Source organism: uncultured Pseudoramibacter sp. (genome assembly GCF_903789625.1).
Classification (GTDB): Bacteria; Bacillota; Clostridia; order Eubacteriales; family Eubacteriaceae; genus Pseudoramibacter; species Pseudoramibacter fermentans.
Genome location: NZ_CAIFFF010000007.1, coordinates 21,010 through 42,217, shown reverse-complemented (window position 1 = coordinate 42,217; position 21,208 = coordinate 21,010). Strand labels below are relative to the sequence as shown.

The 21,208-nt window shown below is 51.4% G+C and carries 22 protein-coding genes; all 22 read right to left on the bottom strand.

Translation table 11 applies throughout. The annotated features are described in order from the left end of the window. Positions 1–34: 34 nt before the first annotated feature. The 22 genes from QZX60_RS05540 to larB all read right to left on the bottom strand — a co-directional run bounded on the left by QZX60_RS05540 (position 35) and on the right by larB (position 21,200). Complete coding sequence (locus QZX60_RS05540) at positions 35–616, bottom strand: 1-acyl-sn-glycerol-3-phosphate acyltransferase (RefSeq protein WP_295362186.1); 582 nt, start codon at positions 614–616, stop codon at positions 35–37. Positions 617–627: 11 nt separating this feature from the next. Further along, positions 628–1,287, bottom strand: a complete 660-nt coding sequence (gene cmk, locus QZX60_RS05535; protein WP_295362184.1) for a (d)CMP kinase — start codon at positions 1,285–1,287, stop codon at positions 628–630. Position 1,288: 1 nt separating this feature from the next. Next, positions 1,289–2,515: an NAD(P)/FAD-dependent oxidoreductase gene (locus QZX60_RS05530; protein WP_295362182.1), complete on the bottom strand. Its 1,227-nt coding sequence runs from the start codon at positions 2,513–2,515 to the stop codon at positions 1,289–1,291. A gap of 25 nt (positions 2,516–2,540) precedes the next feature. Continuing rightward, on the bottom strand, positions 2,541–3,110 hold the full coding sequence (locus tag QZX60_RS05525) for a class I SAM-dependent methyltransferase (protein WP_295362180.1): 570 nt from the start codon (positions 3,108–3,110) through the stop codon (positions 2,541–2,543). Further along, positions 3,111–3,827: a pseudouridine synthase gene (locus QZX60_RS05520; protein WP_295362178.1), complete on the bottom strand. Its 717-nt coding sequence runs from the start codon at positions 3,825–3,827 to the stop codon at positions 3,111–3,113. Beyond that, positions 3,827–4,420, bottom strand: a complete 594-nt coding sequence (gene scpB / locus QZX60_RS05515; protein ID WP_295362176.1) for an SMC-Scp complex subunit ScpB — start codon at positions 4,418–4,420, stop codon at positions 3,827–3,829. The genes QZX60_RS05520 and scpB overlap by 1 nt, the downstream gene beginning before the upstream one ends. Further along, positions 4,401–5,153, bottom strand: coding sequence for a ScpA family protein (locus QZX60_RS05510; RefSeq protein WP_295362174.1), 753 nt, complete (start codon positions 5,151–5,153; stop codon positions 4,401–4,403). The genes scpB and QZX60_RS05510 overlap by 20 nt, the downstream gene beginning before the upstream one ends. Beyond that, a complete protein-coding gene (locus QZX60_RS05505; RefSeq protein ID WP_295362172.1) occupies positions 5,150–5,788 on the bottom strand; it encodes a site-2 protease family protein in 639 nt (212 codons plus the stop codon). Before QZX60_RS05505 ends, QZX60_RS05510 begins: the two co-directional genes overlap by 4 nt. A gap of 15 nt (positions 5,789–5,803) precedes the next feature. Continuing rightward, complete coding sequence (lysA, locus tag QZX60_RS05500; RefSeq protein WP_295362171.1) at positions 5,804–7,072, bottom strand: diaminopimelate decarboxylase; 1,269 nt, start codon at positions 7,070–7,072, stop codon at positions 5,804–5,806. Positions 7,073–7,169: 97 nt separating this feature from the next. Continuing rightward, the gene (locus tag QZX60_RS05495; protein WP_295362169.1) at positions 7,170–7,703 is read right to left on the bottom strand and encodes an NUDIX hydrolase; all 534 of its coding nucleotides are present in this window, start codon (positions 7,701–7,703) and stop codon (positions 7,170–7,172) included. Between the two features lie 27 nt (positions 7,704–7,730). Then, positions 7,731–8,183 carry a transcriptional regulator NrdR gene (nrdR, locus tag QZX60_RS05490; RefSeq protein WP_154575436.1) on the bottom strand — a complete coding sequence of 151 codons (453 nt, stop codon included), beginning with the start codon at positions 8,181–8,183 and terminating at the stop codon, positions 7,731–7,733. Between the two features lie 7 nt (positions 8,184–8,190). Further along, a complete protein-coding gene (gene ftsZ / locus QZX60_RS05485) occupies positions 8,191–9,309 on the bottom strand; it encodes a cell division protein FtsZ (protein ID WP_295362168.1) in 1,119 nt (372 codons plus the stop codon). A 209-nt stretch (positions 9,310–9,518) separates the two neighbouring features. Beyond that, positions 9,519–10,304 carry a cell division protein FtsQ/DivIB gene (locus tag QZX60_RS05480; protein WP_295362166.1) on the bottom strand — a complete coding sequence of 262 codons (786 nt, stop codon included), beginning with the start codon at positions 10,302–10,304 and terminating at the stop codon, positions 9,519–9,521. Between the two features lie 22 nt (positions 10,305–10,326). After that, positions 10,327–11,448: an undecaprenyldiphospho-muramoylpentapeptide beta-N-acetylglucosaminyltransferase gene (gene murG / locus QZX60_RS05475; protein ID WP_295362165.1), complete on the bottom strand. Its 1,122-nt coding sequence runs from the start codon at positions 11,446–11,448 to the stop codon at positions 10,327–10,329. Further along, entirely contained in the window at positions 11,445–12,644 is a 1,200-nt protein-coding gene (locus QZX60_RS05470; protein ID WP_295362163.1) for an FtsW/RodA/SpoVE family cell cycle protein, read from the bottom strand. The genes murG and QZX60_RS05470 overlap by 4 nt, the downstream gene beginning before the upstream one ends. Continuing rightward, a complete protein-coding gene (gene murD / locus QZX60_RS05465; RefSeq protein ID WP_295362161.1) occupies positions 12,644–14,020 on the bottom strand; it encodes a UDP-N-acetylmuramoyl-L-alanine--D-glutamate ligase in 1,377 nt (458 codons plus the stop codon). Before murD ends, QZX60_RS05470 begins: the two co-directional genes overlap by 1 nt. Before the next feature lie 27 nt (positions 14,021–14,047). Next, positions 14,048–15,016, bottom strand: coding sequence for a phospho-N-acetylmuramoyl-pentapeptide-transferase (gene mraY / locus QZX60_RS05460; RefSeq protein ID WP_295362160.1), 969 nt, complete (start codon positions 15,014–15,016; stop codon positions 14,048–14,050). A 36-nt stretch (positions 15,017–15,052) separates the two neighbouring features. After that, a complete protein-coding gene (murF, locus tag QZX60_RS05455) occupies positions 15,053–16,414 on the bottom strand; it encodes a UDP-N-acetylmuramoyl-tripeptide--D-alanyl-D-alanine ligase (RefSeq protein ID WP_295362158.1) in 1,362 nt (453 codons plus the stop codon). Between the two features lie 24 nt (positions 16,415–16,438). Beyond that, the gene (locus QZX60_RS05450) at positions 16,439–18,892 is read right to left on the bottom strand and encodes a penicillin-binding transpeptidase domain-containing protein (RefSeq protein WP_295362157.1); all 2,454 of its coding nucleotides are present in this window, start codon (positions 18,890–18,892) and stop codon (positions 16,439–16,441) included. Continuing rightward, complete coding sequence (locus QZX60_RS05445; protein ID WP_295362155.1) at positions 18,873–19,202, bottom strand: septum formation initiator family protein; 330 nt, start codon at positions 19,200–19,202, stop codon at positions 18,873–18,875. Before QZX60_RS05445 ends, QZX60_RS05450 begins: the two co-directional genes overlap by 20 nt. Before the next feature lie 161 nt (positions 19,203–19,363). Beyond that, positions 19,364–20,323 carry a 16S rRNA (cytosine(1402)-N(4))-methyltransferase RsmH gene (gene rsmH / locus QZX60_RS05440; protein ID WP_295362153.1) on the bottom strand — a complete coding sequence of 320 codons (960 nt, stop codon included), beginning with the start codon at positions 20,321–20,323 and terminating at the stop codon, positions 19,364–19,366. Between the two features lie 130 nt (positions 20,324–20,453). Further along, the gene (gene larB, locus QZX60_RS05435) at positions 20,454–21,200 is read right to left on the bottom strand and encodes a nickel pincer cofactor biosynthesis protein LarB (protein WP_295362151.1); all 747 of its coding nucleotides are present in this window, start codon (positions 21,198–21,200) and stop codon (positions 20,454–20,456) included. Positions 21,201–21,208: the final 8 nt, after the last annotated feature.

Genomic DNA, 21,208 nt, shown 5'->3' with positions numbered 1-21,208 from the left:
TCTTAATTTTTTTAAGACCAAGCCATAAAATCCATCACAGGCTGTAGATTTGATCGAGAATCTGCTGCCCAAGGGCTTCGTTTTCTTTTGCGGTCAAACGCTTGCCGTAATATTCCGTCAATTCGATGGGTTTGCCGAAGACCACCTTGATTTTTCCGCGGAATTTGTAGCTGCCTTGAATGTGCACCGGCACAATCGGCGAATGGGTCTTCAGCGCGAAGAAAATGAAGCCGTCCGCCGGCTTGACCTTTTGGCCCGGCTTGACCCGCGTCCCTTCGGGGAAGATCCCCAAAAGCTTGTCGTCGTTTAAAATGCCCATCGCCGTTCTCAGCGTCGTCATCGACACCTTGTGGCGTTCAACTGGGAAAACGTGCACCTCTTTGAGTATCCAATTGACGAATTTATTGGAAAAGATTTCCGCCTTTGCCATAAAATTGACTGGCCTAACCGGGTGCTTGAGCAGCGTGTCAATGAGCAGCGGATCGTACCAGTACATGTGATTTGGGCAAATCACCGCCCGGCTGTTCTTCGGCACATTTTCCACCCCTTCAACGGTGATATTAAGCCAGAAAAAATTGACAATGTTAAATAAAACGTGTGCGATTCGATAAATCATCTCACCCTCCGTTATTTCGCCTTACCGGCTTCGACGTGATCGATGACACAGGCCACAACCTCTGGAATCGTCATGTGCGTCGTGTCGATGCGCACGGCGTCGTCGCAGCAGACCAGCGGATCGGCCGCCCTGTGGCTGTCGTTGTAATCCCGTTTGGCAATGTCGGCTTCGATATCCTCGATGGTTTTCCCGTCAAGTCCGCCCTTTTCTTTTAACTCAGCGTAGCGGCGCTTCGCTCTTTCGGACACTGCCGCGTCCAGATAAAATTTGTAATCCGCGTTGGGCAGTACCGCCGAGCCGATATCCCGTCCGTCCATGATGACGTCCGTGCCTTCGGCTATTCTGCGCTGCTGCTGCACGAGCACTTTCCGCACCGCTGGAATCGGCGCCACATCGCTCGTGTGCTGGCTGACCTCGGGCGTGCGGATCGCTTCGGTGACTTCTTCACCGTCCAGAAAAACCCGCTGCCCTCTGAATGCAATGACTGCGCCCTCGGCGTACCGGGCAATGGCCTCTTGATCCGCAAAATCAATTTTGTGGTCGATCACGCCCTTTGTGATCGCGCGGTACATCGCCCCGGTATCCAGATAGGTGATGTGTAATGCCTTGGCTATTTGTTTCGCAATTGTACTTTTTCCTGCGCCTGCAGGTCCGTCCATCGCAATTTGCACTTTATTCACTCCTTGTTCCCGCCACGAATCCCGTCGTCGCAGCAATTTGAATATTAAATCCGCCGGTCAGCGCGTCGACATCGATCATTTCCCCCGCAAAATACAGATGGCGGATCCGTTTGGACGCCATCGTCTTGGGATCGATCTCTTTGACGCTCACGCCGCCGGAGGTGACGATTGCCGTGTTGATATCTAAGAAATCGCTGATCTGAAGGGTCTGCCGTTTCAGCGCATCGACAATCGCTCGGCGCTCCGCCTTCGTGATCTGATTGGCGGTTTTTGTCTTGTCCACCCCAGCTAAATCCAGCACAATTGGCATCAGCTTTTTCGGAAGCAGGGACGCCAGCGCATGCACGACCTGCTTGCGGTCGTTTGCCTTAATCTCCCGTTGAATCCGCTGGTCAAGCTTTTGATCCGACAGTGCCGGTTTGAAATCTAAAATGAGACGGTAGGTTTCCGGCGCGTCGTCCATATAAGCTGAATCGGTCAAAATCAAAGGCCCTGAAACGCCGAAATGGGTCAACAGCATCTCGCCCCGCTCCATCCGCATCTTCTTGCCCTTGTGGGTCAGCGTCACGTCGACGTTTTTCAGGGCGAGGCCCTGAACCTGAGCCGGCCAGGTTTCTTTTGTTTTAAGCCCAACCAGAGACGGCCGGCACGGCGTTACCTTGTGTCCCAGCTTTTCTGCAGCGTCCAGTCCCCAGCCGTCTGAGCCGGTTGAACGGTAGCTGAGTCCGCCGGTTGCCGCAATGATTTTATCCCCTTCGAGCACAGTACCGTCCGCAAGTTTGACGCCGACGGCTTCATCCTTCCGCGTGACAATCGATGTCACCGGCGTGTTCAGCCGAACTTCGACCCCCGCCGATTCCAGTGCCTTTCTGAAAGCTTTAATGACATCGCTCGATTTATCCGATTCCGGGAAAACCCGCTGTCCCCGCTCAACCTTCAGCCTGCAGCCGTAGCGCGTGACGAAATCCATCAAGTCCTCACGGTCGAATCGAGAAATCGACGAGTACAAAAACCTCGGATGATGCACAACGTTTTTCAAAAAAGTTTCCTGATCACAGAAATTGGTCAGGTTGCACCGCCCTTTTCCGGTGATGTACAGCTTTTTTCCCAGCTTTTCATTTTTTTCGCAGAGGATGACATCGTCGCCGCCCGACGCGGCGGTGTACGCCGCCATCATGCCGGCGGGGCCGCCGCCAATTACAATGACTTGTTCACTCATAAATATCTTAAATTATTTTCCTGTCTTATTTTTTGAGGACGATAAAAGCCGTTGGGGCTTCTCGGTGATTTTTCACTTCAAAACTGTAGGCGTCGTACCCGCGCCCCAAATTTTGAATCCACGCTTCAATTTTCTCTTTTTCCGCCTGTCCCGTCAAGTGGGAATACGCGCAAACAGTCAAAATACCGCCGGATCTCAAAAGCGCCGCGCTCTGCTCAAGGGCTTGAAGCGTGGTTTCAGGCTGCGTCGTCACCCTAGGATCCCCATCGGGCCAATAGCCTAAATTAAACGTCACCGCACCAATTTTTGGGTTTTGTGCGATGTCGGGATAAGTATTCATGTGCTCATGGCCGTCGCAAAGCCACGAGATCCGTTCTGAGACGCCGCGCTGCGCTGCCAGCGCCTTCGCTTCCTCAATCGCCGCCCTTTGAATATCAAAGCCGTAAACGTGCCCCGTCTTGCCGACACATTCAGCCAGAAACACCGTGTCTTCTCCTGTGCCGACAGTCGCGTCGATGGCTGAATCTCCGGGCTTAATCACATCTTGAATGCAGGCCTTGATAAACGCCGTTTGGCGTCTGAATGTTTCAATCATTTAATGTTCCGCCTTCAGCCTTTCAATTTCTTCTTTCGTTAAATAGCGCCACTGACCAGGTTTAAGCGACGGATCGGTCAAACTGCCGATCGCCTTACGTTCAAGGTGAATAACCGGGTGACCGACCTCCGCGCACATTTTCCGAACCTGGCGTTTTTTACCCTCCGAAATGCGGATCGTCAGCACCGTTGAGCCGCGGTTTTCCTTGACAACTTCGACCTCAGCGCTTTGCGTCTGATACCGGCTGCCGTCGTCCATCGGAATCGAAACGCCGTCGCGAAGCTGTTTCACTTCATACGCACTTACCTTCCCCCGCACCGTACACCGATAAGTTTTAGTGACATGCCGGCTTGGGTGCGTCAATTGAAAAGTCAAGTCGCCGTCGTTGGTTAAAATCAACAACCCCGAAGTTTCTTTATCGAGCCTGCCGACGGAATAAAGGCGTTCCTTGAAATGAATCAAATCCAATAACGTCTGATCCGCATGGCGGTCCGATGAAGTCGAAACCACACCCTTCGGTTTGTTCAAAAGGATGTAGACGTGCTGCTCCGGCGCAATGGATTGACCGTCAACTTTGACCTCGTCCGCCTCGCTCACCTGAGTGCCGGGAAAGGTCACGACCTCGCCATTAACCTGAACGCGGCCTTCTGCAATCATCTGCTCCGCCTTCCGACGCGACGCGACGCCGCAATGGGCCATGTATTTTTGTAATCTCATTAGTTTTCGTCCTCTGCTGCAGAATCCTTTTGCTGTTCCTTCTGTTTAAACGAATCGAAATCGGGAAGCTCCGACAAATCCTCAATATCGAGCGACTTTAGAAACGCCGGTGTCGTCTTGTAATAAAAAGGGCGGCCCGGCGCATCCTTGCGCCCCGCCTCCGCAATCAATTCCCGATCTAACAACACGTGAATTGAACTGGACGACGCCACCCCGCGAATCGCCTCAATGTCAACTCGAGTCACCGGCTGCTTGTAGGCCACAATCGCGAGGGTTTCAAAGGCCGCGCGCGACAGACCGCGGCCTTTGTCAAGCTGCTTCCATTTTGTCAAAACGGGATACAGTGAAGGCTTGGTCGACAGCTGCCAGACGCCTGCCGTGCGGACCAAGCGAAGACCATGGCGCACACTCTGGTAAGATTCAGACAGCGCCTTGAGGTAGGCCTCCGTTTCATTTTCGCTCAGCCCGACGACATTTGACAATGCTCTCGTCGTCAGCCCATCGCCGGACGCGAAAAGCAGCGCTTCCAACCAGCCGAAAATCTCCGGCTCGAAGGACACTGCGTCCGACTGTTTATTGGGTTTTGTCTCCATCGCACTCCTTCTCCTTTAATTGCATCTCACCGAAATTACGCTGCTGCGCCATTTCAATGCGGCCTTTCTTGTAGAGCTCCAATACCGCAAAAAAAGAAGTCGTCACTTCACTGGCTTCATGATGTTGAATCACATTTCTAAACGTAAGTTCAGCGTGTTCCTTTAAGGAACGGGTGATGACGGCTTCTTGATGTTCAACAGTATATCGATCCGGTTCGGGCCGTGGTATCGTCCTGTAGGTGTGGGCTTCCTGATAGCGCCGCATCATGCGGGCAAAGGTGCTTCCGAGCTTTTCAGGCTTGATTTTCAGCTCCGGATCCCATTTTTTTTGTGATAATTCCGGCAAATAAAGCGGATCGCGATAAACGGATCCGCTTTTTTGTTCGTATCTTTTCTCAATGACCAGGCTGGCCGCCTTGATCTGCTTGTAATCCGCCAGCTGGCGAATGAGAACCGCCTCGTCGTCCACCTCATCTTCGCTCTCTTGATTGGTCGACGGCAGTAATCGTCTGGATTTGATCTTGATCAGCCGCGAGGCCATCACGATAAATTCGCTGGCAATTGCCATCCGGTCCTGCTCCCATTTTTCAATCGTCGCCAAATACTGATCTATAATTTCTGAAATCGAGACGTCGTAAATGTCGACCTGATGCCTTTGAACGAGGCTCAGCAGCAGGTCCAGCGGTCCCTCGAAATCGCCGACGTCGTATTGAATGGGCTCGTTTGCCATCATGACACAATCAGTTTCGCGAGGGGCGAAAGAATCAAATCGTAAAGCCGAATCACCCCGTTGGACAGCGGTGTGATCACCCATCCGAAAACACCCGCAAACATCAGAATCAACAGAATGATAAACCCATACCGGGACATCGCTTCCAACCGCATTTTGCCGCGATAGGGCAAAAATTCGTACAAAATATGATACCCGTCCAGCGGCGGAATCGGGATCAAATTAAAGATCGCGAAAACTACGTTGTATTCGAAAATATACTGCAGCACAATAGACAGCACGAGGTTGTTGAGCGGCAGGCAAATCAAGTAGACGCCGTAGCCGATGAACCCAAGCAGCAGATTGGTCAGACACCCAGACAGCGCCACGCGGATCATTCCTTTTTTTCGATCCGTGAAGTTATTCGGATTGATCGGTACCGGCTTGGCCCATCCGAAATGCAGGAAGATCATCGCCAGAAAGCCGATCCAGTCAATGTGCCGGAAGGGATTGAGGGACAGCCGTCCGGAAAGCCTTGGCGTGTCATCGCCCATCGCCTCCGCCGCATAGCCGTGAGCCGCCTCGTGAAAGGTAATCGCGATGAGAATGCCCGGCAGACTCAGCAGCAGCGACAGAAAATAGTTAGATGAGTACGTCATCGCAAGCCTATAAGATTATTTCAACCAATCCGGTACACGGTCGTGGCTGAGGAGTTCTTCGTAGCTTTCCCGTTCGACCATGATCGCTGAGCGGTCTCCCGACAGCAGCACAACTGCCGGAATCGGATAACGGTTGTAGCGGCTGGCCATTGAATAATTGTAGGCACCTGTATTCTTCACCATCAGAATATCGCCAACCTGAGGCTGATTGAGCATCGCTGAATCGATTAACGTATCGGTTTCGCAGGCACGGCCGCTGACGCGGTAGGGTTCCAGTTTTTCGGAGTCCTTGCCGTTGCAAACGACCGCTTCGTATTCCGCGCCGTACAGCGCCGGGCGCGGATTGTCGTTCATGCCGCCGTCCACGCTGATGTATTTGCGCACGCCAGGAATTTCCTTGACAGTGCCGATGGTGTACAGCGTCGCACCTGCTTCACAGACCAAGAAGCGTCCCGGTTCGACGATAAGCTTTGGCATCGGTACATCGCGGTCCGCGCAGATTTTGCGGACGTGATCGACCAACTTCGGAATGTATTTTAAGGTTTCGAAGTATTCATCCCCTTCAAGGTACGGGATGCCGAAGCCGCCGCCTAAATTAATAGCGCGCAGATCGACGCCTTCATTTCGAATATCCTGATACAGCGCGATCATCTTGTCAGCTGCTGCGATAAACGGCACTTCGTCGACAATCTGAGAACCGATATGGCAGTGAATGCCGACAACTGTAATGTGTGGCTGGGCATTGGCGTTTACAATAATATCCTTAGCCAGACTGTAGGGCAGGCCGAATTTCGTGTCCTGGGTGCCGGTTTGAATCAGCTCATGCGTGTGGGCTTCGACGCCCGGCGAAACGCGGAACATGATATTGACGTCCTGATCCAGTTCGTCGGTCACTTGAATCAGTTTTTTCAATTCGTCTTCGCTGTCGACGACGATGAGGCCGACGCCGTTTTCCAGCGCGTATTTCAGTTCGCTGACTTTTTTGTTATTGCCGTGGTAGCAGATACGGTCCATTGGAAAATCAGCTGCCTGAGCAGTCATGATTTCCCCTTTTGAAACCGCGTCCAGCGCGATTCCTTCTGAGGCAACGATTTTGCACATCGCCACATTGGTAAATGCCTTTCCTGCGAAATTGACTTCGTAATCCGCGCCTGCTTCTTCAAAAGCTTTTTTAACGGACTCGATACGGTCACGAATGATGTCTTCACTCATGACGTACAGCGGTGTGCCGTACTGTTCTGCCAATGCGACTGTGTCGTGTCCTGAAAATTGAATATTTTCCATTTTGATTTTCCTGTTAATCCTTCCTAAACTTGTTGTAATGGTTTAAAAATACAAAAGAGTGATTCCCTGCAAAGCCTGCAAAAAATCACCCTTGACTTTATTCGTTTGTATGCTGATGTGAGAAATAATAGCCCAATGCGCTGACCGTCTTGGCGTCGATAAACTCGTGATGATCGTACATTTTTCTAACGGTCTCGATCGGAAGTCTGACCACATGAATAAACTCATCGTCATCCGCCTCGAGGCGGTGGGCTTCAAATTGATTGGCGATAAAAAGATACGTTCTTTCATCGCAGCAGCCAGGTGTCGGATAAACGAATCCACAGGGCGTTAAATTCAGCGGCTTGAGACCGATTTCCTCCTGCAGTTCACGGGATGCGGTCGCCTTCGGGTCCTCGCCCGCTTCGACAAGACCTGCCGGAATTTCTAGCAAATCTGACCCTACCGCGTCACGGTACTGCTGCACGAAAATCATCATCGCGTGGTCGACCGGCAGAATGCCGACGCCGTTTTTGTGCTCGACGATTTCACGCTTGGTGTGCCCGCCGTCGGGAAGTTCAACCGAATCAACCCGCAAATTTAAAATTTTACCCTCGTAAATGCGATTCGAATCTAGAACCTTATTGGCCAATCCTTACTCCTTAATCAATTTGTTTCCTTACTCCTTAATCAATTTGTTGAGTTCTTCAATAAACGCGCCTGCATCTTTAAAACGTCGGTAGACAGACGCAAAGCGCACGTAGGCCACCTCATCGACCGGCTTCAGGGCTTCCATAACCCTTTCGCCGATATATACAGAAGAAATTTCTTTATACTCGAGCTGATAAAGCTGTTTCTCGATTTGATCGACCATGGCCTCAATCTGCTCGACTGAAATCGGCCGCTTTTCACAAGCCTTTAAGATGCCGCTGTAAATTTTATTTCGGTCGTAGGATTCCCGCTGGCCGTTTCGTTTGACCACCATCAGTGGAATCTTTTCAATTCGTTCGTAGGTCGTGAAGCGTTTTTTACACTTTTCGCATTCGCGGCGTCTGCGGATCATGGTCTGATCGTTAACCGGTCTGGAATCAACTACCTTGCTGCCATTATGATTACAAAACGGACATTTCATCGCAGAATTAATCTTCTTTGTTTAAAAATGTCGGAATGGTAAACAAATCGTTTGAATCTGTTTTTGGCTTAGCTGCGCTTGCGGACTGAGCTGGTGCGTCCTTTGGCGCTCTGCTTCTCGCTGGACGCGCGGACATCTTTTCTTTCATATCTCTGACGTCTTCGCTTTCTTCAGCGGGAAGGAACCCCGTCGCGATAACCGTGATTTGGATTTCATCGCCCATGTTTTCATCGATGGTCGCCCCAAAGATGACGTTGGCGTCTTCGTCGCAGGCTTCACGTGCAATCGTCGCCGCCTTGTCAACTTCAAACAGTGACAAATCGTCACCAGCTGTGATGTTCAGCAGAACACCCGTTGCGCCGGTAATTTCCGTTTCAAGCAGCGGGCTCAGGATGGCTTCCTTCGCCGCTTCTTCTGCACGGTTTTCCCCGGTTGCACGGCCAACACCCATGTGTGCTAGGCCCGCATCCTGCATGATCGTCTTGACATCGGCAAAGTCCAAGCTGACCAGACCAGGCATAGAAATCAAGTCGGAAATACTCTTGACCCCTTGAAGCAGGACGTCATCAGCAAGTTTGAAAGCTTCCCGCAGCGACGTGGATTTGTCGGCCATGCGGAGCAGACGGTCGTTTGGAATCGTCACCAAAGCGTCGACATTTTCCTGGAGGAAATCGCAGGCGATCTGCGCATTGCGCATACGAACGCGTCCTTCAAAAGAGAACGGCTTCGTGACGACACCAATGGTCAGAATGCCCATTTCCTGCGCGATTTTTGCGATAATCGGCGCTGCACCAGACCCTGTTCCGCCGCCCATGCCGGCCGTCACAAACAAGAGGTCCGTGCCCTGAATCACTTCAGAAATCGCATCGCGGCTTTCTTCAGCGGAACGCTGACCCATTTCCGGGTTACCGCCTGCGCCGAGACCACCGGTCGTCTTTTCGCCGATCTGCAGTCTTTTTTCTGCTAAAGTCAGGGCCAGAGCCTGATTATCTGTATTAATCGAGACAAAATCGACACCCTTCAGGCCCGATTCAATCATTCTGTTAACAGCGTTGTTGCCACCGCCACCGACACCGACTACACGAATCTGCGCAAAATTATCGTTGTAGTTGTCCAGTTCTATCACTTTTCTTCCTCCTGGTTCTCACATAGACTACTCTATATAGGGTATATGTTTTTATTCATAAATAATAAAGCGAAGATGGTTTCATCTTCTCATAGCATTCTTACAACTTTATAATATGATACCCTTTATTTCACAACATTGCAATAAAAAATCTTTGTTTTCAATTTTTTTAAGTTCTCAGCTTTGATGATTATAACCCATATTATTAGTCAAGACCGATTCTTCAAAAAGGCCTGACCGTCGATTTGAAGGTCCACTTCGACATTGGAACGATTTTCAATCAAAAAGGTTTCGACGTAGCTTTCGTTTTTCTTAAAATTGTCGATGCCGTTCACCTCGAAGACAGAATTATTTTTCGTAATAATGCGGTAAGTATTGTATTTTGTCCAGTGAATTTCCGAAACGCGGTCGAGCAGCCCCTTGTCCTGAATGCGCGCCAAGATATCCAGCGCGTCAATCAGCTTTTCCCTGCTGTTTGATGAAAGTTGACCGCCGCTTTGAAGCGCGCTCGTTCCTTTGATCCCGGTAATAATCGGCAGGTTGACGTTAGTCAGATAATCCGCCCGGTTGACGACGCGGGCGTTTTGATCGATATACAGCACCTTGTTCCCCGTCATGACTGCACCTAGGGCTTCAATGCGCCCTACTTTGATAACCAGGGTATCCGGCCATTTTCTGTAGACACTGACTTGATCGGACTGCAGGATCTTTTTAGCCTGATTGGACAGGCTGTTCACGTCAACCGCTAAGATATTCTGTCCGATTAATGCATCTGTGACTTGATCCAAAAGGTGGGTATCTGCCGAAGCATTGCCGGTCACTTCAACCTGTTTGATGTTCAGCCTTTGATCTGTCGCAACACGCGAAAGATAGTAGCCGCCCACACAGATAATCGCAGCAATCAGGATAACCGCCGTGATGCGGCGCGCAATGCGTCTACGTTTTCGTCTCTTTAGTGTTTTGGATATCTTTTGGCTTTTTTGTTCATCCTTCACGCGGTTAACTCCTCTATCCTGCTTATTGCTGCATTAAAGCCACAGCCTGATCGACGATTCTTTCGTCTGCATCGATTTTTGCGTAAGCCTTCGCATTTTCCGACATGGCCTTGAGATGTGCCGGGTCATCCAAAAGCGCGGACAATTCTTTCAACAGCCGTGCACCACTTAAATCATCTTCGTCAATGACTTCCGCCGCCCCGGCATTTTGCATTGCCATCGCATTGAAACGCTGATGATCCCCTGCTGCGTAGGGGTACGGAATGAGAATGGACGGCGTACCGGACGCGGCCATTTCGCAAATCGACGACGCCCCTGAGCGTCCGATGATGACGTCCGCGGCGCCCATCAGCATTTCCATTTCGTTGGAATAGGCGATCGCGTGGCAATGGGTCGGGCCGAAATATTCTTTGTCGTACACAATGCCCGCTTCGTTCAGCGCTGCACAAACCGTGTCGATCTGTTTCGGGCCGGTAATCTGATAGATTTGAATGTCCTCACGGCCGCCCCATTCTTTCATGACCGTCTGCATCGCGCGGTTGATGGCGGCCGCCCCTTGACTGCCGCCCATCGCCAGCACCATTTTTTCACCTGGCACAAGCTTCATTTTCTGCCGCATGGCCGCGCGGTCGACGTTCTTAAAGGCATCCCGGACCGGATTGCCGCAGAGTACGGTCTTCTTTGCCGGGAAATATTTAGCCGCCTCATTAAAGGTTAGGCAGACGGTATCGGCCTTCTGGGCCGCCCATCGGTTTGATTTTCCAGGGAAGGCATTCTGTTCGTGAATCAATGTCGGAATGCCCTTTTTCGCCGCTTCTCTTAAAATAATGCCCGACGTAAACCCGCCGGTACCGATGACGAGCGCCGGCTTGTAGCGGTTCAAAAGCTTTCTGGAGTCACGGGCGCTTTTGAGCAGATTTTTCGCCGCGATCACTTTCTTGACAAAACCGCGCTGAAAACCCGACGCGTTGATGAATTCCATCGGGTAGCCGTAACGCGGCACAATGTTTTTTTCCATGCCGACGTGTGAACCGATGAACACGATCTTGACGTCCGGCATGCGTTTTTTTAGACAGGCAGCAATGGCCAGACCGGGATAAATGTGTCCGCCGGTTCCCCCTGCTGCAATGAAAACTGTTGTCATGCTGTTTTTTCCTCCGTTTTCTGGCGTTTGCGCCGTTTCGTCTTCGGCTCACCCACCGTCACTTTTCTTCCTGGCTTTCTCGACATATTGACAATTAAGCTCATCATAAAGAAGAGGATGATCATCGATGTACCGCCGGCGCTGATAAAGGGCAGCGCCATCCCGGTAACCGGCATGATATTCGTCGCGACCGCCACATTGACAATCACCTGAAAGCCCAGCAGCGCCATAATCGAGCAGCCGTAAACGTAGCCGAATTTCGTTTTGGACGCCTTCGCGATGCGAATTCCTCTATAAATGATAAACCCGTACAGAATTAGAAGCAGCACACAGCCGACAAGCCCGCATTCTTCGCCGATGTTGGCAAAGATAAAATCGTTCTGAAGCTCCGGCAGAAACAGCATCTTCTGTCTGCCGTTGCCAAGACCCTTGCCAAAGATGCCGCCGGAGCCAATGGCCAAAATTGACTGTCTGATCTGGTAATCCGCGCCGCCCTTTCCCATAAACACGCGGATGCGGTCGAGGCGAAAGGGCTGCAGAATCAAAGCGAGACCAACTGCCGCAACGATCAGCAGAATGTACGGGATAAAATACCTGAATTTAATTCCCGAAAAGAAATAGACGCACAGCATCCCAAAGCCGATCGCCATCGCCGCGGAAAGCGACGGTTCTATTGCCGCGAGTCCGCAGAGCACCACCATCGGCAAAATACAATATAATGTGAATTTCCAAAAATTGCTGTAGACTTCTTTTTTCTGGCAGACAATGCTGCTGGCGTAAATGATGCCGGTCAGCTTCGCGAATTCCGAAGGCTGGAAGGTGATGGATCCGATTGCGAGCCACCGCTTTGCGCCGTTGACCTCTGATCCCGCGACCAGAACGAACCCCAGCAGAGCCGCAGTGATTACAAGTGCGACCAACGCCACATGGACATTATTAAATTTTCGGTAATCGATTCGACTGGCAAACCAAAGTACAAACAGCCCGCCGATCACATAAACGGCCTGTTTGATAAACTGCGCGTAGCCGCTTCCGGTTGCACTCGAAACCGACGACGTGTACATGCTGGCCGAAAAAACCATCAGCAGCCCAAAGCCGGTCAAGACGAGCAGTGCCAGTGTAAAGGCGCGGTCTGGTTTGCTCCAATAACGGCGGCCAGACTGGCGGCGCCCCCCTTGTTGCTGTCGATCCGCCATTACGCTTTAACGAGCTGCTTGAACAAGTCGCCGCGGTCTTCGTAATTGGCAAACATATCCCAGCTTGCGCAGGCCGGCGAGAGCAGCACGACATCGCCGGAGACAGCTTTTTCCTTGGCAGTTTTCACGGCTTCTGGATAATCCTTGACGAAGATATAGTCGCTGAATCCGCACTGATCTGCTGTGGCTGCAATATTCTTCGCTGTTGCACCGAGCAGAATCATCAGCTTCACCTTATCCTTAACGTAGCCCATCAGCTTGGTGTAATCTTCTTTCTTGTCGTATCCGCCTGCAATGAGTATCGTCGGCTTTTCCATCGCTTTCAGTGCCGTAATCGTCGCATCGGTGTTGGTGCCCTTGGAATCGTTGATGTAGTCGACGCCGTCAATCGTCGCGACAAATTCCTGACGATGTTCAACGCCCTTGAAGTCCTTCAGCCCTTTGCGGATATTGCCTAAGGAAACACCTGTGAAATAGGTCAGTCCGATCGCCGCCATCGCATTCATCACATTGTGCGGCCCTTTGATCGTGATGTCCGAAACGGCACTGACCATTACATCCTTTTCCGGGTCGTCCCCTTCGGCGATGTAGACCTTGCCGTCCTTTTGATAAATCCCCGGCGCCACGCGTTTTTCCAAGCTGAAGCTGATCTTTTTGGATTTTGCGTCCGCCGTGTACTTCAATACATTGTCGTCGTCGGCGTTGATGACAAGAATATCGTCCGGCGTTTGATTTTGGAAAATCTTCGCCTTGGCCTTGTAATAATTGTCAAGGGTACCGTGACGGTCAAGATGGTCTGGTGAAAGATTTAAAATCGCAGCCGCCTTCGGTCTGAACGTATCCGTGGTTTCCAGCTGAAAGCTCGAAAGCTCAGCGACATAAAGATCAGACGGCGTAGACGTATTGACGTAATGTGTCACCGCGTTGCCGATGTTGCCGACCACGTAAACATTGGGATAACGATCGTCCAGCTTGAAAATTTCACCGGTCAGTGAAGTCGTGGTCGTTTTGCCGTTCGTCCCGGTAATTCCGACAAAAGGCGTGGAGGTCATCCGGTACGCCGCTTCCACTTCGCTGATGACCGGAATGTTTTTCTTATACGCTTCCTGAATAACTGGAATGGTCAACGGCACACCTGGACTGGGAATGACCGCGGAAACGCCGTTGACGACGCTTTTCGGGACTTGGCTTCCGAAAAAGCAGGACAGATGGGTTTTCGGCAGCGCTTCAAAAGCTTCCGCAATGGCTGGAGAAGCTTTGGCGATCACATTAAAATCCTTCGTGTCCGTCAAAATAACCGATTGTCTATTTAATAGAAGCGCCCGCGTCACTGCAATGCCGCTGCGTTCCGCTCCAATCACTAAATACGTCTTCATATTGAATCTTCCTCCTCAATATTAATTTTAGAAAATGGCTAGCATGGCGACGCTGACGCAAATTACCGTTACAATCCAGAATACGGTCACCACGCGGGTTTCACTCCAACCGGATAATTCAAAATGATGATGAATCGGCGTCATTTTAAAAATCCGCTTGCCGTGGGTCGCTTTGAAATAGGTCACCTGCATAATGACGGAAAGGGCTTCTAGGAAATAAATGAAGCCCGCGATCAGAATAAATATCTGAAGTCTCAGCGTGATCGCGGTCATCGTGACCGCTGCGCCCAATGCCAATGAACCGGTATCGCCCATGAAAATATTGGCCGGATTGGAATTCCAGCGCAAAAATCCAAAGCAGCCGCCTACGACCGCACCGGCAAAGGCGGCGATTTCCGCATCCTTGACGACAATGGCCACCGTCATGAAGAAAATCATCACAAAGGCCGTCACCCCGGCGCACAGCCCGTCAAGACCGTCCGTCAGATTAACCGCGTTGGTCACCGCTACGATGACAAAGACCGTAAAGGGATAGAATCCCCAGCCCAAATCGACAAGTTTGTGGCTGAAAGGCACCACCAGCTGTGTGCCAATGTCGGGATTGGTCCCCGCGTAAACCGCGATGACAATTGCCGCGGCGATTTGGAGCACCAGCTTCTGCCAGGCACGCAGCCCCAGATTGTGGTGTGCCGTGACTTTGATAAAGTCATCGATAAAGCCGATCACGCCAAAGGCAATCATGCCGAGCAGCGGAAACAGCAGATCTTTCCCAACGATGAATGTAAAAACGATCATCGCGATCAGAATGCCGCCCTGAATCACGATGCCGCCCATCGTCGGCGTGCCGGATTTTTTCTGATGGCTCTTCGGCCCTTCCTCGCGAATGGCCTGGCCGAAATTGAGCTTATGCAGAACTGGCAGAAACAATTTTGTACCAATCCAGACCAGCACAAAGCTGATAATCAACGAAATAAACGCAGCGTGTATGCTTTCCATAATATAAATACTCCTTATTCTTTGGTTTGACTGGTCTTAATTTGATTTTAATCGATCTGCGACACTGCCGATGTTCATGCTGTGGGAGGCCTTCAGCAAAACGGTATCCCTCGGCTTTGCTACAGCCTTCAAAATTTCAGCTGCCGCGTCAGCGTTTTCCGCACGGTAAACTTCCGCGCCGTTATTTTCCGCGCCCTGTGCCGTATTTTCAGAAAGCGGCCCAACGGCAATGACGACGGCCGCCTTTTTCGCTGCGTACGCACCGACTTCCCGGTGTTTTGCCGCACTGTCCTTCCCGATTTCGAGCATATCGCCCAAAACGGCAACGACGCGGCCGTCCGCCTGTGCCGATATGGTGTTCAGCGCCGCTTTGACCGATTCCGGATTGGCGTTGTAAGAATCGTCAATCACGTGAAGGCCGGCGATTTCTTCCCGCTTCATCCGGTTGCCGCTCGGTACAAAGGCGTCCAGCCCTGCCTGAATTTCTTCTGGCGTGTAATGGTAGATCAGTCCGACGCCAATGGCCATTAGACAGTTGTAGATGTTGTGTTCGCCGGGATATCTGAAATGATACTGGCTGCCGCGGACCGTAAAGGTCGATCCCGCCGCGTCCTGGCTGATGTTTTCAGCGAGGAAATCCACATCCGCCTGATGAATCCCGATGCGCATCACGCGGTAAGGATCGGACACAACTTTCCGGAGGTAAGGATCGTCGCCATTGACCAGTGCAATATCGTCTGGTCCCATGGTCTCGAGGATTTCCTTTTTCGCTTTAAGGGTGTTGTCCTTGGAACCGAGATTTTCCAGATGAGCCGAGCCAATATTGGTAATGACCCCAATGTGGGGCTTCACTTCAAAAATTGAACGGTGAATTTCCTTTAAATGGTTCATCCCCATTTCGACGACTGCAGCCTCGTGTTCAGGTGTGAGCTGAAAAAGTGTCAGCGGTACGCCGATCTCGTTGTTGAAATTCCCCTGCGTCTTCATGACGTGCTTCTTTACGCCAAGCACCGAGGCGATCAAATCCTTCGTCGTCGTTTTTCCGGCGGAGCCAGTCACCGCGACGACTGGAATATCGTACCGTGCGCGGTTGGCCGCCGCCAGCTGTCTAAGCGCTTCCATCGTGGAGGCCACGACAATTTTAACGGCACCCGCTACGCTGATCTGATCCTGATGATCTGTGTCGCACAGATACGCCGATGCGCCAGCTGCGCAGGCCGCTTTAATAAAACGGTGGCCGTCGTTGTTTTCTCCGATAATCGGCACGTAAAGATCGCCAGCTTTCACAATCCGACTGTCGATCACCACGCCGGTAATCGGCTGCGTGCCGTCACCTTCTGTTATTTTTCCGCCTACAATCTGCGCAGCCTCTTCTGCTGTCCATGGTTTAAATCCCATTACATCTGCCTTCTTTCCTTGTGATTATTTTTGTTTAAAGGTCACGGTAACCTTCGAATTACGGTTGACCTTCGTCCCTGCTTTCGGGTTCTGGCTCACCGCAAAGCCTGAGCCTTTGACTTTTATTTTCAGGCCAAGTCCCGTCAAAATTTCATTGGCCTCCTGAATATTCATGCCGGATAAATCCGGAACGGTGACCTTCGCGTTGGTGTCGTCCGCGCTCTTCCCGGTCACCAGTACCATCGTCTTGCCGCTCTTGTACGTCGATTTAGCCTTCAAGCTTTGGGAAACCACAACACTGCCGCCGGCACTGTCGTCCACTTTGTAAGTGATGCCCTTTTCCTTCAGGATTTCTTTGGCAAATTCCACTTCCTGTCCTGTGACGTCCGGAACCGTCACCGTGTTTTTCGTCATCTTGGTCGACGATTTGCTGCTCGGGTTCATGTAATCTGACGTCTGCTGCAGGATCTTGATCGCCGCCGGCGCCGCCGACTGGGCGCCGTACGCGCCGCTCTGGGCTTCATCGATGACCACCAGGACTGCGTATTTCGGGTTCTTGACCGGCGTAAATCCAAAGAAGGATGTCACGTATTTCGAGTGGGAGTATTCGCCGTTTTCAACTTTCTGTGCCGTCCCGGTCTTTCCGCCGATGCTGTAATCACCAGCCAATGACGCGAGTTCCGGGTTATTGGTGACCACCTTTTCCATGATCTGACGCATTTCCTTTGACGTCGCCTTGGAAATAATCTGCTTTGAAGCGCTCGTCGACGCATTAGAGCTGATGCCCTTATTTTGAGACGAGATCACCGTCGGGCGCATATAATGCCCGTTATTGATGACGCTGTTCAGCGCACTCAATAGCTGAATTGGCGTCGTCATCAACCCCTGTCCAAAGGACAGGTTTGAATAGTCGAGTAGATTAATCGAATTGCCCGATTTAAATACACGCGTCATCACACCGGCTTCTTCACCCGGCAGTTCGATCCCGGTGGTCTTACCAAAGCCATAATCGTAGGCGTAACGGTAGAACAGCGTAGGATCAAGCTTCTGAATGATCTGCACCAGACCAGGGTTGCACGAATTTGAAACCGCTTCAGCCGCAGTTTGAACGCCGTGGGTCGCAGTACAATTGATCGTCACACCGTCGATGTTAATTGATCCATTGCAGACCACCTTGTCCGACGGCGAAATCGCCCCTTCTTCAAAGGCGGATGAAGCCGTGATCGGCTTGAAGGTCGAGCCCGGCTCGTAAGTAAAGCTGACAGCCGGATTGCTCCACATGAGATTCAGCTTGTCGGCATTGGACTTGCCGTCGAGCTGGTCGCTGTAATTCTTGGCGTAGGTTTTGTTTAACGTGTAGGGGTTGTTTAAATCGTAATCCGGCTTCGTCGCCATCGCCAGGATTTCGCCTGTATCCACATCCATGACGATCGCCGTGCCGCGTTTGGCCTTCCATTCCTTGATCGATTCGTTCAGAGCCTTTTCAGCCATGATCTGAATATTGCTGTCGATGGTCAGGACCAGATCCTTGCCCTTTTTCGGCTGCTTGACCACCTTGGTCAAGGACGGCAGTGTGTTGCCTGACGCGTCCTTCTGGAGATAAGCCAGACCGTTTTGACCTGAGAGCCAGCTGTTGTACGTGCTTTCTACACCGCTGACGCCTTGATAGTTTTGGTTTGTAAATCCTAGAACGTAGGACGCAAAATTACCGTTGGTGTAATAGCGGCGGCTGTCGTCGATGAGCTCAACCCCATTGGTCGACTGAACCTCGCCGTTTTTCTTCACGGTCATGTCCTTGAGGATTTTGTTCGCCAGCGAATTGTCCACCTGGCTCTTGATCAAAACCGCTGAATTTTCCTTTTCCGTCAAGTATCCGAGGGCTGTTTTGTAGGACAGGTTGTCAAAAATCGCCGCCAGCGCCTTCGCCGTGGACTTCGCGTCGTCGATTTTGTCCGGATAAGCGTAGAGCGTGCCGTCCCGGTATTTCAAGCCGTCGCGGTCGAGGGCGTGGGCGCGCTGTCCTTCACTCGCCGAGATGCTGTTCTTGACGATAACGTAGTCATTCTCAAGCTTTTCCGCTTTTTTCCTCAGGCTCTCTTCCTTCAAGTCGAGCTTTTTGGCCAATTCCTTAACCAGTTTATCTTCGTCTGTGATTTCAGACGGGATAATGTAGACGGCTTTCGCCGACGAATCCTGAGCCAGAATGTTCCCGTTGCGGTCGTAAATATTGCCGCGGGAGGCCTGCACCTGAACCTGATCGACAACCTGATCGACTTGTCTGGCGTATTGATCTGACGAATCGATGATCTGCAGATAAACCAGTTTGCCGACAATGACCGCCGCGAGAATGAGAAAAATGACCAAGATAAAGGCCACGCGTCTATTTTGCAGGCGCCGCTGCTTCGCAGCCGGTGCCAGTGGCTTCCGGCTACTTTTTTTTGATTTGTGAGTGGTTTTTTTATTTCTTGATGATTCCATATTTCGAAAGTTTCGCCTTAAACCAATCGATTAGATAATCGAAATTTGTTTTCTGTTTTTTCTGATGCTTCGGGACCATGTAGACGTATTGATCTGCCTTCGGCTCGCTCATCCCGTAGCTTCGCGCCTTTTTTTCAATTTTCGCAAGATTGTGAGAGCTGACGATTTTCCCTTCCTTCGAATCGTTGAGGGATTTCTGGGTGTTGACCTGATCTTGAAGATTACTGATCTGCCGATCGAGTCTCAAAATAGCGGCCTGCTGAATCAATGCCCCAAAGGCAATGGCAAAGACCACAATAATGATCAGCACATCTGGCCTGAGCTTTCTGCCAGAGCGGCGCCTTTTTCCAGATTTTCTGCGCCGATGGGATGCGCGGGGCGGCTTTGTCTGTGTCTGTTTTCCCCGGGATTTCACTGTTTGAGATTTTGATCGGGATCTTTTCGGATGACTTTGATTCGCGTTTGGCATATTTATCCTTTAGTTTCTTCGCGTTCCAGACGCTCTGCGACCCTGAGCTTGGCGCTTCTCGCCCGCCTGTTGTCCTGCACTTCTTCAGCTGATGGGGCGATAGGCTTGCGCGTTATCTTTTTTATTGTAGGTTTTCTGCCGCAGACGCACACCGGAAATTCCGGCGGACAAATGCAGGGGTCGGCCTGCTCGTTGAACAGCTGCTTGATCTGCCGGTCCTCCAGCGAGTGAAAGGTAATGACACAGATGCGTCCGCCCGGTTTCGTCCGGTCGATCGCATTTTTGACGGCCTGGGTCAAAATTCTCAGCTCGCCGTTGACTTCGATGCGCAGCGCTTGAAATGTCTTTTTGGCCGGATGACCCTTTCGTCTGAATTTTTCAGGCGTGGCATCCCGAATCACATCGGCTAAATCCAGCGTCCGCTGAAATGGCTGCGTCTTTCTCCGGCTGACAATCGCTCTCGCGATACGGCCGGCCAATTTATCTTCTCCGTATTCGAAAATCACCTGCTTGAGCGCCTGTTCCGAGTAGGTATTGACCACATCCGCGGCGGTTAATGCCTGCTGCCGGTCCATCCGCATATCGAGGGGACCGTCATGGTGATAGGAAAAGCCGCGCTCCGGCTGGTCGAACTGAAAAGACGACACGCCGAGATCAAAGACGACACCGTCCACAGCCGAAATCTGAAGTGCGTCGAGAATGGCCGGAAGGTGGACGAAATTATCTCGGACGAAATCCTTACGGCACGGATAGCTCGAAAGACGCTTCTCGGCTCTGGCGATGGCGTAATCGTCCTGATCGATGCCGATCAGCCGGCCTTGATCGGACAAACGCCTGGCGATCTGCTCCGAATGTCCGCCGCCGCCCAGCGTGCAGTCGACGTAACAGCCGTCGGGCTTCACGTTTAAGGCGTCGATGGTTTCGTTGAGCAGTACGCTGATATGTTGGTCCTTTGATTTCATCTTTCAGCTCCAAAAATTGAAAATTATTAAAACATTATACCACAGATTAATGGCCCCATTATTTTAATGCAAAAATAAAAAGCCGTAAAGTTTGAATTACGGCTCTTTAAGAATTGTCAGCGTATATTTTTTATATATGATTGATCATGCTGGCCAAATAGCCGGCGCCAAAGCCATTGTCGATATTCACCACACTGACACCGCTCGCGCAGGAGTTGAGCATCGACAAAAGTGCCGACAATCCGCCGAACGAGGCGCCGTACCCCACCGAAGTCGGGACGGCAATGACCGGGCAGTCTGCCAGTCCGCCGACGACGCTGGCCAAAGCCCCTTCCATGCCGGCGGCCGCCACAATGACCCGCGCGTTCATAATGTCGTCGAGATGATCGAGCAGACGGTGCAGGCCGGAAACGCCGACGTCGTAAAGCCTATCCACCGTATTGCCGAGCATTTCAGCAGTCAGCGCCGCTTCTTCGGATACTGGCAGATCGCTGGTCCCGCCGGTCACCACCAAGATGCGGCCTTTGCCGGTCTTTTCAGGCATTTCGCCGACCTGGCCAAATCGCGCCAGCTCGTGGTAAATCATCGGGACTTCTTCGCAAATGCGCTGGGCCTTTTCCGAGTTCACCCGGGTGATCATGACGTTCTTCTGATGGTGCGACGTCATTTCTTTGACGATCCCGATAATTTGATCGGCCGTCTTGCCGGCACCATAAATGACCTCCGGGATCCCCTGTCTCAAACCGCGGTGTGTGTCTATTTTCGCGTAACCGATATCCTGATAGGGCGCTTCTTTCAAATCCAAAACCGCCTGATCAATCGATACCTCCCCAGATTTCACCTGTTCGAGGAGTTTATAAACTTCCTTTTGATTCATAAACATCC

What these genes read in the sequence shown, in the direction of transcription:
- QZX60_RS05540 (WP_295362186.1), bottom strand. Translation starts at nt 616, where the DNA reads ATGATTTATCGAATCGCACACGTTTTATTTAACATTGTCAATTTTTTC.
- QZX60_RS05530 (WP_295362182.1), bottom strand. Translation starts at nt 2,515, where the DNA reads ATGAGTGAACAAGTCATTGTAATTGGCGGCGGCCCCGCCGGCATGATG.
- QZX60_RS05525 (WP_295362180.1), bottom strand. Translation starts at nt 3,110, where the DNA reads ATGATTGAAACATTCAGACGCCAAACGGCGTTTATCAAGGCCTGCATT.
- QZX60_RS05520 (WP_295362178.1), bottom strand. Translation starts at nt 3,827, where the DNA reads ATGAGATTACAAAAATACATGGCCCATTGCGGCGTCGCGTCGCGTCGG.
- scpB (WP_295362176.1), bottom strand. Translation starts at nt 4,420, where the DNA reads ATGGAGACAAAACCCAATAAACAGTCGGACGCAGTGTCCTTCGAGCCG.
- QZX60_RS05510 (WP_295362174.1), bottom strand. Translation starts at nt 5,153, where the DNA reads ATGATGGCAAACGAGCCCATTCAATACGACGTCGGCGATTTCGAGGGA.
- QZX60_RS05505 (WP_295362172.1), bottom strand. Translation starts at nt 5,788, where the DNA reads ATGACGTACTCATCTAACTATTTTCTGTCGCTGCTGCTGAGTCTGCCG.
- lysA (WP_295362171.1), bottom strand. Translation starts at nt 7,072, where the DNA reads ATGGAAAATATTCAATTTTCAGGACACGACACAGTCGCATTGGCAGAA.
- nrdR (WP_154575436.1), bottom strand. Translation starts at nt 8,183, where the DNA reads ATGAAATGTCCGTTTTGTAATCATAATGGCAGCAAGGTAGTTGATTCC.
- murG (WP_295362165.1), bottom strand. Translation starts at nt 11,448, where the DNA reads ATGACAACAGTTTTCATTGCAGCAGGGGGAACCGGCGGACACATTTAT.
- QZX60_RS05470 (WP_295362163.1), bottom strand. Translation starts at nt 12,644, where the DNA reads ATGGCGGATCGACAGCAACAAGGGGGGCGCCGCCAGTCTGGCCGCCGT.
- murD (WP_295362161.1), bottom strand. Translation starts at nt 14,020, where the DNA reads ATGAAGACGTATTTAGTGATTGGAGCGGAACGCAGCGGCATTGCAGTG.
- mraY (WP_295362160.1), bottom strand. Translation starts at nt 15,016, where the DNA reads ATGGAAAGCATACACGCTGCGTTTATTTCGTTGATTATCAGCTTTGTG.
- murF (WP_295362158.1), bottom strand. Translation starts at nt 16,414, where the DNA reads ATGGGATTTAAACCATGGACAGCAGAAGAGGCTGCGCAGATTGTAGGC.
- QZX60_RS05450 (WP_295362157.1), bottom strand. Translation starts at nt 18,892, where the DNA reads ATGGAATCATCAAGAAATAAAAAAACCACTCACAAATCAAAAAAAAGT.
- rsmH (WP_295362153.1), bottom strand. Translation starts at nt 20,323, where the DNA reads ATGAAATCAAAGGACCAACATATCAGCGTACTGCTCAACGAAACCATC.
- larB (WP_295362151.1), bottom strand. Translation starts at nt 21,200, where the DNA reads ATGAATCAAAAGGAAGTTTATAAACTCCTCGAACAGGTGAAATCTGGG.